Here is a 13,758-nt window from a genome sequence, read left to right as displayed (position 1 = left end):
CATGTCTGAAGAACTGAAAAACAAAATGCCGGTGACCCGCCGCGGACTGCTGGGGGCCACGGCAACCGGCGCAGCACTTGCCGCAGCCGGCGTGGGCACCTCGCTGCTGGGCGCAGGTCCGGCAAAGGCGGCCAGTGATGGTATCAACCTGGCCCCCGGCGAGCTGGATGAATATTATGGCTTCTGGTCGTCCGGCCAGACCGGCGAAATGCGCATCCTGGGCTTCCCGTCCATGCGTGAATTGATGCGGGTGCCGGTGTTCAACCGCTGCTCGGCCACCGGCTGGGGCCAGACCAACGAAAGCCTGAAGGTGCTTACCGAGGGCTTGCAGCCCGATACCAAGGAATTCCTCGCCAAGCGCGGCCTGAAAACCTATGACAACGGCGACCTGCACCACCCGCATATGTCGTTCACCGATGGCACCTATGACGGTCGTTACATCTTCATGAATGACAAGGCCAACACCCGCGTTGCCCGGGTGCGCTGCGATGTGATGAAGTGCGACAAGATCACCGAGATTCCCAACGCCAAGGCAATCCACGGGCTGCGTCCGCAGAAATTCCCGCGCACCGGATATGTCTTTGCCAATGGCGAAGATGAAACACCGCTGATCAACGATGGCTCGATCCTGGATGAGCCTGATAAGTATGTGAACATCTTCTCGGCGCTGGACGGCGACAGCATGGAAGTGGCCTGGCAGGTGATTGTCTCGGGCAACCTGGACAATTGCGACTGCGACTATCAGGGCAAATATGCCTTCTCGACCTCCTACAACTCGGAAATGGGCATGAACCTGGCCGAGATGACCGAAAACGAGATGGATCACGTCGTGGTATTCAACCTCAAAGAGATTGAAGCCGGGATCGAAGCCGGCGACTATCAGGAGCTGAAAGGCGTCAAGGTTCTGGACGGCCGCAAAGGCCAGAACAAGAACTATACCCGCTACATCCCGATCCCCAACTCGCCGCACGGCATCAATACCGCGCCGGACGGAAAACATGTCTGCATCAACGGCAAGCTGTCGCCCACCGTGTCGGTGATGGATGTGACCAAACTGGACGCGCTGTTTGACAGCGATGCCGATCCGCGCTCCTGCATTGTGGCCGAACCCGAACTGGGATTGGGTCCGCTTCACACCGCCTATGACGGCAAGGGCTTTGCCTATACCACGCTGTTCCTCGACAGCCAGATGGTGAAATGGAACATCGCCAAGGCGGTCCAGGCCTACGCGGGCGAAGATGTGGATCCGATCGTGTCGAAGGTCGACGTGCATTACCAGCCGGGCCACAACCACAGCACCATGGGCGAAACCAAGGAAGCCGATGGCAGGTGGCTGATCTCGCTGAACAAGTTCTCCAAGGACCGGTTCCTGAATGTGGGTCCGCTGAAACCCGAGAACGAGCAGATCATCGACATCTCAACTGATCAGATGAAAGTGGTGCATGACGGTCCGACCTTTGCCGAGCCGCATGATGTGATCATGGTCCGCCGCGATATCGTCAACCCGGTCAACATCTGGGACCGCAATGACACGATGTGGGAAGATGCGCGCAAACAGGCCGAAGCGGACGGTGTGGATCTGGATGACTATCAGGATACGATCATTCGCGACGGAGACAAGGTGCGGGTCTATATGTCCAGCCAGGCGCCTGCGTTCAGCCTTGAAAAGTTCACCGTCAAACAGGGTGACGAGGTCACGGTTTATGTCACCAACCTGGATGACATTGACGATCTGACCCATGGCTTCTGCCTGGGCAACTATGGCGTTGCCATGGAGATCGGCCCGCAGGCGACTGCCTCGGTCACCTTTACCGCCGACCGTCCCGGCGTGCATTGGTACTATTGCCAGTGGTTCTGCCACGCGCTGCACATGGAAATGCGCGGCCGGATGCTGGTTGAGCCGCGGAGCGCGTAACCGATGAAACGGCTCCTGCCTATAACTCTGGTTGCGGCCCTGACCGGCCTGGCGCCCGCGTGGGCGGCGGATTGGGAGGTGCCCAACCGGGCAGGGGCCATCGCTGAAACTCTGGCGCAGGTGGCGGATGGCGACACCCTCCGCCTCGCCCCCGGCGAATATGCCGAAACGCTGGTTCTGGGCCGTCCCGTCATCCTTGACGGGCAGGGCCATGCCACATTGGACGGCCGGGGGCTGGGGTCGGTCATCACGGTGACCGGCCCTGGCGTTACTGTGCAAAACCTGACTGTCATTGGCTCCGGCTCCTCGCATCAGGAGATCGACAGCGGCATCAAGCTCACCAAGACGGCGAAGGCGCCGCAGATCCTGAACAACGTGCTGCTGGGGAACCTGTATGGCGTGGATATTCACGGCGCCAAAGACAGCTTGGTGCAGGGCAACCGGATCGAAGGCCGCTTGGACCATCACATGAATTCCCGCGGCAATGGCGTCTATGTCTGGAATGCGCCGGGCGCGGTGGTGGATGGCAATGACATCCAATACGGGCGCGACGGTATTTTTGTGAACAACTCCAAGAAGAATACCTTTCGCGACAACCTGTTCCGCGATCTGCGTTTTGCAGTGCATTACATGTATGCCGACAATTCCGAGGTTTCGGGCAATGTCTCGGTCGGCAACCACCTTGGCTATGCGGTGATGTTTTCCACCCGGGTCAAGGTGACGGGAAACGTCTCGCTCAACGACCGTGATCACGGGATGATGCTGAACTACGCCAATCAGGGCGAGTTCCGCGGCAATTATGTTAAGGGCGCCAAGGGGAAATGCACTTTCCTTTACAATGCGCACAAGAATGATTTCTCCGGCAATTGGTTTGAGGGATGCGGGATCGGCATCCATTTCACCGCGGGCAGTGCCGGCAATCGGATAGTCGGCAACGCCTTTGCCGGCAACCGGCATCAGGTGAAATTCGTCTCCAGCAAATGGGTGGAGTGGAGCGAAGACGGGCAAGGAAACTACTGGTCCGATTTCGCAGGTTTTGATGTGGACGGAGACGGCATCGCTGACGCGCCGTACCGCCCGAATGACAGTATGGATCATGTGCTGTGGACCCAGCCGGCGGCGAAGCTGCTGATGGGATCACCTGCGGTGCAGCTGGTGCGGTGGTCGCAATCGGCCTTCCCGGCGTTGCTGCCGGGCGGGGTGATCGACAGCCACCCGCTGATGCGGCCGGAACGGCCAGAGGCCGCCAGAAAGGTTGAACAGGATGGATAACGCAAACAGCCCGCTGCAGATCCGCGCGATGGACAAGTTCCGCGGCAAGACACAGGTTCTGCATGGCATCGACCTGGATATCGCACCGGGCGAGCGGCTGGCGCTCCTCGGCCACAACGGCGCCGGCAAGTCGACGCTGATCAAGGCGGTGCTGGGCCTGATCCGGCATGAGGGCGGCAGCATCCGCATCTGCGGCGCAGCACCCGGCAGTGCGGCAGCGCGTTCCGCCACCGCCTTTCTGCCCGAGGCGGTCAGCTTTCACCCGGCACTGACCGGGCATGAGCAGCTGTCGCTGTTTGCCCGCCTGGCCAGGGAGCGCCCGGATATAGACGGGTTACTGGAGCGCGTTGGATTGGGTGAGGCCATGCACCGCCGCATCGGTGCTTATTCCAAAGGGATGCGGCAGCGCCTGGGTTTGGCACAGGTACTGCTGGGCCGCCCGAAGCTGGCGTTGCTGGATGAACCGACCAGCGGTCTGGATCCGATCTCGCGCCAGGACCTGTACGCCATCATTAATGAATTGGCAGAGCAGGGCGCCGCGGTGCTGATCGCCAGCCACGCGCTGACCGAGGTGGAGGCGCGCACCGACCGTATCGCCATTCTGCGCAAAGGGGTGAAAGTGGCGGATGACACGCTGGCAGGCCTGTCGGCGCAGGCCGGGCTGCCGGTCAAGCTGCGGGTGCAGGCGAGCGCGTCGCAAGCGGACCGGATCGCAATTGAAACCGGCGGGCGCCGTATCAATGGCGCCTCGGTCGAGATCCTGTGCAACCCGCAGGACAAGATGGCCGAGCTGCGCAAGATTGCGGCCATGGGCGATGCAGTGGCGGATATCGACATGGTGCCGCCGCGGCTGGAAGACCTTTATCGCCATTACTCAGGGGAGGACCGCAAATGAGACGCGCCTTTGCCATTGCCCGCGCCGAGATGCTGATCCTGCGCCGCAACCGCTGGCTGTTCATGGCCACGCTGATCATGCTGGCCTTCGCGCTGGCGCTGTCCTTTGCCGGCTCGGCGCCGACGGGGACGCTGGGAGTGGATATGCTGACAGTGTCTGTCGCCTCGATGACCACGCTGTCGGTTTATCTGGCACCGCTGCTGGCGCTGATGATGGGGTTTGATGCGGTGGCCGGGGATCGCGACAGGGGCAGCCTTGCGCTGCTCCTGGCCTATCCCGCGGGGCGGGCAGAGATCCTGTTGGGAAAGCTGATGGCGCATCTGGCTGCGCTGGCGATTGCGATGATCATCGGTTTTGGCGCGGCGGGGGCTGTTGCCGCCTGGTTCGGCGGCGCTGGGCCTGAAAGCCTGCTGGCGCTGGGGCGGCTGGTGCTGACCTCGATCCTGCTGGGAGCCGTGTTCCTGGTGCTGGGCTATGCGCTGTCGGCGCTTTCCAGCGGCGCCACTGCCGCGGCTGGCCTGTCGGCGGGCGTGTGGCTGGTGTTTGTGGTGCTTTATGACCTCGGGCTTCTGGGTGCCGTGGTGATGGACAGCGGCGGAGTGTTCACCCAGAAAATCTTCCCTTGGGTGATGGTCGCCAACCCGGCGGATGCGTTCCGGCTGTGGAATGTCGCAGCCTCGGAAAGCGTCGCGCTGTCCAGCGGCATGGCAGGCGCTGCCAGTGCCTTGCCCGGTTGGGCGGCACCGCTGTCATTGCTGCTGTGGCCGGCGCTGGGCTTCGGTCTGGCCTGTGCTGCGTTTCGGAGGGTAGAGCCATGAGACACCTGATCCTGGCTGCCGTGCTGGTCTTGTCTGCCTGCCAGGAAGAGGAGGCCAAGGTGCCGCCCGCGCCGGTGGAGCTGACGGAGGTGGCACTGAGCTATTTCTGCCAAATGAATGTGTCCGAACATGGCGGGCCGAAGGGGCAGATTCATCTGGACGGCTTCCCTGTGCCGCTGTTTTTTGCCCAAGTGCGCGATCTGGCGGCCTATGTCAAAAGCCCGGAACGGGATGCAGAAATCACCGCCATCTATGTCAGCGACATGGGTGCTGCGCCCAGCTGGGCGCATCCCGGCACTATGAACTGGATAGATGCCAAGGGCGCGCATTTCGTCGTAGGGTCGAATGTGGCTGGCGGCATGGGGGCACCGGAGGTTGTGCCTTTTGCCGCGCCTGAGGACGCCGCCCGGTTTTCTGAGCGTTATGGCGGTACTGTCGCCGGGTTTGAGACCATTCCCGACGACGCAGTGATGGGGCCGGTCGATCTGGACCGGCAACTGGAGACACCTTCCTAAACGCAATGTGCCCCTATGCAGGATAACTTCAGACCGTTTCCGGCAGCAGCCGCAGTTCGGCGGCGATGGCATGGCCCTCCATGCCTTCCATCCGGCTGATGCGGGCGGTGCGCTGGGCCAGCTCATGCGAGGCGGCAGCGTTGCAGCGCTGCCAAGTCACCGTCTTGGTGAACTTGTGCACCGACAGCCCGCCGGTATAACGCGCGGCACCGCTGGTCGGCAGCACGTGGTTGGGGCCTGAGGTCTTGTCGCCAAAGGACACCGTGGTCTCCTTGCCCAGGAACAATGAGCCATAGGCCGACAGGCGGTCCAGCCACCAGCCAAGACCTTCCGCCTGCACTTGCAGATGCTCGGGGGCGTAGCGGTCGGCCACCTGCGCGGCCTCTTCGCGGCTGTCGCACAGAACCACCTCGGCGCGTTCGTGCCAGGCGCGGTGCGCGGCGGAGAGATTGGGTTCAGGCAATTTGTCGATCAGCGCTTGCACCCGGGCCATGACACCCTTGGCCAGGGCCTCATCGGTGCTGACCAGCCAGACCGGGCTGTCGGCGCCATGTTCGGCCTGGCTGACCAGATCCCAGGCGACGGTTTCCATGTCAGCGGTGTGGTCCGCAATCACCAATGAATCGGTAGGGCCTGCAAACATGTCGATGCCGACCTCGCCGAACAGCATCCGCTTGGCCTCGGCCACATAAGAATTGCCGGGGCCGACCAGAATGTCGGCGGGCTGGGCGCCGAACAGACCCTGGGCCATTGCTGCGATACCCTGCACGCCGCCCAGGTTCAGGATCAGATCAGCGCCACTAAGGTCCATTGCATAAAGGATCGCATCGGGAATGCCGGTGCCGGGGCGGGTTGGCGAAACCGCCGTGATGTGGGGGACTCCGGCCACCTTGGCGGTGGTGATGGTCATCAGGGCGCTGGCGATATGGCTGTAGCGGCCGCCCGGAACATAGCAGCCGGCACTGGAAACCGGGATCTGCTTCTGGCCCGCGATCAGACCTGGAATAATCTCTACCTCGCATTCGCCCATGGTGGCCTTCTGCGCTTCGGCAAAGCGGCGGACGTTGGCATGGGCGAACTGGATGTCCTCTTTCATCTGCTGTGAAACCCGATTGCAGGCCGCGCGGCGCTGGGCGCCGGTTACCACAATGGGGCCGGTCCAGCCATCCAGCTTTTCCGCGTAGCGGCGCACCGCGTCTTCGCCTTCACGTTCGATATTGGCCAGCATCCCGGCGACTGTATCGCGGATACCGCTGTTTTCGGCAGCGGGGCGGGGCTGGGCCTGCTTGAGGTAGGTGATTGCCATTGGGGTCAGCTCATTTCCATTGGAGGGCCGCCGGATATGCCGGGGCAGCACGGCGCGGGTTGCGCCTAAAACAGCGCCGTGCCGGCCGCTCGGTCAAGCTGCGGCTTGCAGGTTTCGAAAAACACGAATGTTTGTTTCTAATTGCCGGACAGCCTAATTCCCTTTTGCAGGGAGGGTGCGGAATTCCTCGGCCAGCCAGGGGAAGCGTGCGCTGATAGGATCTGTAAAATGGTGGCGCAGGGATTTCTGCAAGGCCTGGTGGATCAGTTGCGAAGTGGCCGCAGGATAGACGCTGGTAGTGAACAGCGACACCGTGCGGGCAAAGCTCTTACCGGGGAAGCGCACAACCTTGACCTTGCCGTGAAAGCGCTGGGCGCGGTGGTAACTGGCAGCGGTGGTGATGGTCCAGCCGCTGCCCTCGGAGACCAGACCGACAATCGACTGGTTGCACTCCAGCTCAAACCGGTTGGGAAGAGAGATCTTGAGCCGGGTCAGCTGGGTTTCGATCTGTTTGCCGATGGTGTGATCGCGGGAATAACGCAGGAAGGGCAGAGACGCATCGGCTTTGGTCAGGTCTTCGACGCTGCCGGAATACCCGGTGGGCACCACCAGAATAAAGGGATCGCGCATCAGCGGGTATTCGATCAGATCCGGCAGCAGCCCGGCCGGGCGGGTGGCGACGCCGGCGTCCAGTTTCTGCTCCTGCAGCTTTTCAATGATCTCGTGGCTGGGCCGGGTGTAGTGGCGGAAGCTGCAGCGCGGCAGCGCGGTAGACAGGAACTGAAACAGTTCCGGGCCGACCTCGTTATCGAAATCGTCGAGCAAGGCCATCCGCAGGTCGGTGGCATGCTGCCAGCTGCCGGAGCGGATTTCCGCCTCGCCGCGTTTGAGAGTCATCAGCCCGTCAAATACGTAGCGGGCATAGACCACGCCTGCAGGCGTCAACCCCATTGGACGGCGGGTGTGGTCCACCAGATCAACACCAAGCGCGCTTTCCAGGCTGCGCAGGTGATTGGACACGGTGCTGATCGACAGGCCGGTTTCCGCGGCGGCCTTCTGTATTGATCCCGATTTGGAGATCAGCTGGAACACTTCCAGCCAGCGTAGACTCAGCGTCTTTTGCATATGCCGTCCTCCCTTGCGCTTTGCATATGCTATCCACAGGTTTGCGCCAATATATCCGTAAAAATCAAATCTAAGTTTTGCTTTAGTCGCAAGAGTAATTTTCTGCTATAGTGAAGCGGCTTCCCGGATATGGTTTGCCGTGTAAAAATCAAAGCCATGAGGCCCGCAACGAACGGGCCCGGCGAATTAACTGGGAGACCTTATCAATATGATCAAAAAGTATCTGCTTTCAACAATCTGCGCCGCCGCTGCCTCCATCTCTGCCGTGAATGCCTCTCATTTGGATGAGATCACCGTGGCCTATTTCCTGGAATGGCCAATGCCTTTCCAGTTTGCCAAGGCCAATGGCACCTATGAGGAGGAACTGGGCGTCAAGATCAACTGGGTGTCGTTCGACACCGGCACCGCAATGTCGGCGGCGATGGCGTCCGGCGATGTGCAGATTGCCGTGAGCCAGGGCGTGCCGCCATTTGTTGTAGCAACGTCCGCCGGGCAGGACATTCAGATTGTGGATGTGGCCGTCAGCTATTCCGACAACGACAATTGCGTGGTGGCTGAGGCGCTGGAGATCGACAAGACCAGCGCTGGTGAGCTGGCCGGCAAGAAAGTGGGCGTGCCGATCGGCACCGCTGCGCATTACAACTTCCTGTCGCAGATGTCGCATTTCGGTGTTGATATCGGCTCGATGGAGGTCGTCGATATGGCGCCCGCGGACGGTGCTGCAGCTTTTGCCCAGGGCAACCTGGACATGGTCTGCGGTTGGGGCGGCGCGTTGCGGCGGATGGTGGAGCATGGCAATGTGCTGCTGACCGGCGCCGAGAAAGAAGAACTGGGAATTCTGGTGTTTGATGTAACCAGCGCACCGGCGGGGTTCATCGCTGAGGACAGCGAACTGCTGAGTAAATTCCTGAAAGTGACGGCAGACGCCAACGCCATGTGGAACTCAGGGGATCACAAGGACGAGATGCTGCCGGTGATTGCCAAGGATGCCGGTATGGACTTGGGCGATGCCGAGGCCACAATAGCCACCTTCAACTTCCCCTCGGTAGAGGATCAGCTGTCCGAAAAATGGCTGGGCGGCGGCGCTCAAAACTTCATGAAGGGCGTGGCGGATGTGTTTGTGAATGCGGGCAGCATCGAAGCGGCGCTGGAGTCCTATGACGGCGCCGTCGACAGCGCACCGCTGGACGCTGCGCTGAACTGAGCCGCAACTGAATAGCTGAGATGAGCGGCCCGGTTACCGGGCCGTTTGCATCCGCGGCTGAAGCAGGAAGGGGGAGAGATGTCAGGATTGGACATCAAAGGTGTCTCTATGCGTTTTGATCTGCCCAATGGCAGTTCGGTACAGGCGCTGAAAGACGTTTCGTTGAATTTGAAGGCGGGTGAGCTGATGTCGGTGCTGGGGCCTTCGGGCTGCGGCAAGACCACGCTCTTGAACATTCTGGCCGGGTTTCTGGCCCCGACGGAAGGCGCGATTGAACTGAACGGCCATGGTGTCACCGGGCCGGATGCCGAACGCGGCATGGTGTTCCAGAAAGGCGCGCTGTTTGAATGGATGAACGTGCGCGACAACGTGGAATTCGGGCCGCGCATGAAAGGCATGGCGCGGGCGGAACGGGAAAAGATATCTGACCGGCTGCTGGATATCGTCGGCCTGCAGGATTTCAAGGAAAAGGCGGTCTATGAGCTGTCGGGCGGCATGCAGCAGCGTGTTGCCTTGGCCCGCTGCCTGGCCAATGAGCCGGACGTGATCCTGATGGACGAACCGCTTGGCGCGCTGGATGCGCTGACGCGGGAGAAGATGCAAGGCCTGGTGCTGAAGCTGTGGAAAGAGACCGGCAAGACCATCATTTTGATCACCCACTCGGTGGAGGAAGCACTGCTGCTGGGCGAGCGTCTGATCGTGATGGCGCCGCGCCCCGGCCGCATTCACCGCGAATACCAGCTGCCTTTTGCGGAACGCGGGGTGAATGCCGATCTGCGCGATGTCAAGAAATCCGAAGGCTTTGCCGAGACCCGCGATGAGATCCTCTCGATGATCTGGGAGATGGAAGAGGAGATCATGGGCCGGACGGAGCAAGTGGCATGACGGTCCTTCTGTTCTATATCGCGCTGTTTGCCGGTGCTTTCTTTTTGGTTCAGCTGATCCGCAAGGGGATGCAGTCGCAGCAGGATTTCACTAGTTTGAAAACGGTAACGTTTGGTGATGAAAGTGCCGTGACGCCGGACCGGGCGGCCTCGATCATCTCGGTCCTTGTGATCTTTGTGATCTGGGCGGCCTTTACCGGCTCCAAGCTGCTTCCCATTCACGTGCCGGGGCCCTTCACCGGCGAAACCGCATTCACCTACACTTTGGAGAATGCCGACGGGGCTACTGATGACGCAGACATCACGGTCAGGGTGGCCGGGTTCGGCGAGGAAAGCCCCAAGTTTGAGGTGGAGCCGGGCGATGGTTTTGCCAAGAACGATGCCCTGGCGGCACAGGCCGGGCGCTCCACCACTCTGATTTTTGACCGTAATGACGAGGTCAAGCGCAAGGAAGGCGCAAAGATCGTCGCCATCAATGGCAAACCCATCGGCCCCGGAACACAAGTGGACGCTGGCGACGGCACGGTGACGCTGACCGGCAAAGGGGCGATCAGTTTTGCCCCGCATAGCGGGTTGCAGATGAACCCGATCTGGCTGCCGGCGCCGGAAACGGTGGTGGCGCGGTTCTTTGAGATTGCCTCGGAAGGCTATCAGAACTTTTCGTTGTGGCAGCATTTGGGCTGGTCGCTGACACGGGTGATCGTGGGTTTTGTGACCGGGGCGATTGTCGGCATTCCGCTAGGCTATGCCATGGGCCTGTCCGGCTGGTTCCGCGGCTGGTTCGACCCGATTGTCGAGTTCATGCGCCCGGTGCCGCCCTTGGCGCTGATCCCGCTGGTGATCATCTGGTTCGGCATCTGGGAAACCGGCAAGATCGTGCTGCTGTTCCTGGCTGCACTCTGGATCATGACGATTGCGGCGCGGGCCGGGGTTTCCGGGGTGAACATCTCGAAAATCCACGCGGCCTATTCGCTGGGTGCCTCCAAGTGGCAGATCATGCGTCATGTGATCGTGCCGAACTCGCTGCCGGAGATCTTTACCGGCGCGCGGGTGGCGATGGGCGTTTGCTGGGGCACCGTTGTGGCCGCCGAACTGGTGGCTGCGCAAAAGGGTGCAGGCATGATGATCATTGCTGCGTCCAAATTCCAGCTGACGGATATTGTAATCATGGGGATCGTGCTGATTGGCATCATCGGCTATGGCATCGACATTCTGATGCGTATGGCCGAGAACTGGCTGGTGCCGTGGAAGGGCCGCAGCTGAACCTGTGCCGTGCCGCGCAAAAAAAAAGACGCCCGGGGATTTCCCCCGGGCGTCTTTTTGTTCGGGTGTGGCGGCGGGCGATGCGTTATCCGCGGATGCGGGCAAAGTCCGGGTCATAGGGGGAGGGGGCGATGACCCTTGCCCCCACCAGGTCGCCGTACATGTCGAGTTGTATTTTGCGGCCTTCCGTTGCCAGTTTCGGGTCCACAAAGGCATAGGCCAGGTTCATGCCCACCCGGTGGCCCCAATCGCCGGACGTCACGGTGCCCACGACCTTGTCACCTTGCATCAGCGAGGCGCCGCCATGGGCCGGGGCGTGGGTGGCGTCGATCTGCAGCGTTACCAGCTTCTTGCGCAGCCCTTCGGCTTGACGCCTCAGCAACGCCTCCTTGCCGATGAAACCGCCTTTTTCCATCTTCACGAAACGGTCCAACCCGGTTTCAAACGGGTCGAATTCGGTGATCAGGTCGGCTTTCCAGTGCAGGAATCCCTTCTCCATTCGCATCGACTCGACTGCGCGGGCGCCAAACAGCTTCAGGCCGTGTGCCTCGCCCGCCTTCCGCAGCGCCAGGTAGGCGGCATAGAGCGAGGCGTTGGGGACGTGGATTTCATAGGCCAGCTCGCCCGAGAAGCTGACGCCCATCACCGTGGCAGGGGCAAAGCCGATGAAACATTCGCGCACCGACAGCCAAGGGAAGGCGTCACGCGACCAGTCGCCCCGGGCGCAGGCTGAGAGCACGTCCCGCGCCCGGGGGCCGGCCAGGACCAGGATGGTCTGGTCGTTGGTGAGAGAACGGATCTGCACGTCTTCATCGCTGCGGATGTGCGCCTGCAGCCAGTCCATGTCATGGTATTCGCTGGCCGCCGCCGAGCCGTACCAGACCCGCTCCGGCCCGCGGTCCGAGGCGGGGAGGTTGGCCACTGTGGCTTCGCCCTTGATCATGCCGTGGTGGTTCAGCAGGTAGCCAAGCCCGACTCGGCCCGCGCGTTTCGTCACTGTGCCGCAGAACATCCGGTCAAGGTAGCTGTGCCGGTCGGCGCCGGTGATCTCAAACCGGTTGAAGCCGTTGACCTCGGCCAGGCCGGCGTTGTCCTGAACGTTCCTTACTTCCGCCGCGATCACCTCGAAGGCTTCGTCGAAGTTGAAGGACAGCGAAGGATGGAAGTCTGGTGCTGGCTTGATGTAGTCGACCCGCTCCCAGCCGTTCACCACGGTGAACTCGGCGCCTTCGGCCGCCATCACCGGAGTCAGCGGTGTGGTTTTGGCTGGGCGGCCCGCCGGGCGGTGCTCATGCGGGAAGTGGAAGCGGAATTCGTTCTGGTAGTCTTCGATCGCCTTCAGCGCGGTCAGCTCGACATTGGTGTGGCCGGTGAAGCGGCGGGGATCAATGCACCAGGTGTCGTACTGCGCCTCGCCATGCACGATCTGCTGTGCCAAAAGCCAGCCGTGGCCGCCGCCTTCGCCCAGGCCCGCCCGCAACCCGATGATGCAGAACGCGTTGCGCTTGCCTGGGATCGGGCCGACCAAAGGCGCCCCGTCGATGGTATAGGTGATCGGACCGTTGACCACGGTGTGAATGCCGGTGTCCATCAGCGCAGGCATCCGGGCAAATGCGCCTTCCAGCACATCCGTGACCCGGTCCAGATCATCGGGGCAGAGTGCGTTCACGAAATTCGGATCGATTCCGTCCATACCCCAGGTTTTGCAGTCCTGTTCGTAGAAACCTACCAGCAGGCCGTTCTTTTCCTGGCGGCAATAGTAATCGCTGATCGGGCAGCGCAACAGCGGCATCCGGTGGCCTGCGTCCTTGATCGCGGGGATCTCCTCGGTCAGGAAATACTGGTGCTCCATCGAGGCGACGGGGTGGTGCACGCCCATCATGGCGCCGACCTCGTTCACCCGGTAGCCGCAGGCGTTCACCACGATGTCGCAATCGATATCGCCGTGTTCTGTATGCACCGTCCAGGTGTCGTCCTGGTGCTGGGTGAGGGCGGTCACCGGCGTGTTGCGGTAGACCTCGGCGCCGGCCTTGCGGGCGCGCCGCGCCAGCGCCTGGCACAGCTGGGCCGGGTCAATATCGCCGTCCAGCGGGTCCCACAAGCCGCCGATCAGGTTATCGGTGGAGATCAGCGGATGGCGGCGGGCGCATTCCTCGGCGTCGATCACCTCGAACGCCACCTCCATACCGCGCGCCATGGAGGTAAAGTGGCGGTAGCCCTGCATCTGTGCTTCGGTATTAGCCAGGCGGATACCGCCGTCGCCGTGGTGGTAGTTGATCGGGTAATCCGGGTCTTCAGCCAGTTCCTTGTACAGGTTGATCGAGTGGGTCTTGAGGCCGACCATGGTCTGGTTCATGCCGAAATTCGTGACCTGGGCCGCTGAATGCCAAGTGGTGCCGCTGGTTAGTTCGTTGCGTTCGACAAGAACGACGTCGCTCCAGCCTTCCTGAGTGAGGTGGTAGAGGGTGGAGCAGCCTGCGATGCCGCCGCCGATCACCACAACCTTGGTGCGCGATTTCATGAAAGGGACCTCCCGATGGATTTTGCATGACTAAGCGCCC

The 13,758-nt window shown here is 61.5% G+C and carries 11 protein-coding genes; 8 read left to right on the top strand and 3 right to left on the bottom strand.

Translation table 11 applies throughout. The features are described 5' to 3' along the window. Position 1: 1 nt before the first annotated feature. From nosZ to K3724_RS15990, 5 genes are read left to right on the top strand one after another with little or no spacing between them, the layout of a single operon-like run. A complete protein-coding gene (gene nosZ / locus K3724_RS16010; protein ID WP_259987113.1) occupies positions 2–1,915 on the top strand; it encodes a TAT-dependent nitrous-oxide reductase in 1,914 nt (637 codons plus the stop codon). Positions 1,916–1,918: 3 nt separating this feature from the next. Next, positions 1,919–3,187 (top strand): nitrous oxide reductase family maturation protein NosD, encoded by a 1,269-nt coding sequence (locus tag K3724_RS16005; RefSeq protein ID WP_259987099.1) that lies wholly within the window; start codon positions 1,919–1,921, stop codon positions 3,185–3,187. Next, complete coding sequence (locus K3724_RS16000; protein WP_259987097.1) at positions 3,180–4,082, top strand: ABC transporter ATP-binding protein; 903 nt, start codon at positions 3,180–3,182, stop codon at positions 4,080–4,082. Before K3724_RS16005 ends, K3724_RS16000 begins: the two co-directional genes overlap by 8 nt. Then, positions 4,079–4,900, top strand: a complete 822-nt coding sequence (locus tag K3724_RS15995; protein WP_259987095.1) for an ABC transporter permease — start codon at positions 4,079–4,081, stop codon at positions 4,898–4,900. The genes K3724_RS16000 and K3724_RS15995 overlap by 4 nt, the downstream gene beginning before the upstream one ends. Then, positions 4,897–5,415, top strand: coding sequence for a nitrous oxide reductase accessory protein NosL (locus K3724_RS15990; protein ID WP_259987093.1), 519 nt, complete (start codon positions 4,897–4,899; stop codon positions 5,413–5,415). Before K3724_RS15995 ends, K3724_RS15990 begins: the two co-directional genes overlap by 4 nt. A 28-nt stretch (positions 5,416–5,443) precedes the next feature. Here K3724_RS15990 and hisD read toward each other — a convergent pair whose 3' ends face one another. Both hisD and K3724_RS15980 read right to left on the bottom strand, forming a co-directional pair. Then, entirely contained in the window at positions 5,444–6,721 is a 1,278-nt protein-coding gene (hisD, locus tag K3724_RS15985; RefSeq protein ID WP_259987091.1) for a histidinol dehydrogenase, read from the bottom strand. 153 nt (positions 6,722–6,874) lie between these two features. Further along, entirely contained in the window at positions 6,875–7,846 is a 972-nt protein-coding gene (locus K3724_RS15980) for a LysR family transcriptional regulator (protein WP_259987088.1), read from the bottom strand. A gap of 208 nt (positions 7,847–8,054) precedes the next feature. On the opposite strand from K3724_RS15980, the gene K3724_RS15975 reads away from it, so the two are divergent. The 3 genes from K3724_RS15975 to K3724_RS15965 all read left to right on the top strand — a co-directional run bounded on the left by K3724_RS15975 (position 8,055) and on the right by K3724_RS15965 (position 11,197). Beyond that, the gene (locus K3724_RS15975; RefSeq protein ID WP_259987086.1) at positions 8,055–9,050 is read left to right on the top strand and encodes an ABC transporter substrate-binding protein; all 996 of its coding nucleotides are present in this window, start codon (positions 8,055–8,057) and stop codon (positions 9,048–9,050) included. 78 nt (positions 9,051–9,128) lie between these two features. Then, entirely contained in the window at positions 9,129–9,935 is an 807-nt protein-coding gene (locus K3724_RS15970; protein WP_134830455.1) for a taurine ABC transporter ATP-binding protein, read from the top strand. Next, positions 9,932–11,197 carry an ABC transporter permease gene (locus K3724_RS15965; protein WP_259987074.1) on the top strand — a complete coding sequence of 422 codons (1,266 nt, stop codon included), beginning with the start codon at positions 9,932–9,934 and terminating at the stop codon, positions 11,195–11,197. Before K3724_RS15970 ends, K3724_RS15965 begins: the two co-directional genes overlap by 4 nt. A gap of 85 nt (positions 11,198–11,282) precedes the next feature. Here K3724_RS15965 and K3724_RS15960 read toward each other — a convergent pair whose 3' ends face one another. After that, complete coding sequence (locus tag K3724_RS15960; RefSeq protein ID WP_259987072.1) at positions 11,283–13,718, bottom strand: FAD-dependent oxidoreductase; 2,436 nt, start codon at positions 13,716–13,718, stop codon at positions 11,283–11,285. Between the last annotated feature and the right edge of the window lie 40 nt (positions 13,719–13,758).

This window comes from Leisingera sp. M658 (genome assembly GCF_025144145.1).
Classification (GTDB): domain Bacteria; phylum Pseudomonadota; class Alphaproteobacteria; order Rhodobacterales; family Rhodobacteraceae; genus Leisingera.
Note: the sequence above shows the minus strand (reverse complement) of the source record. Positions and strands in the feature narration are given on the sequence as shown.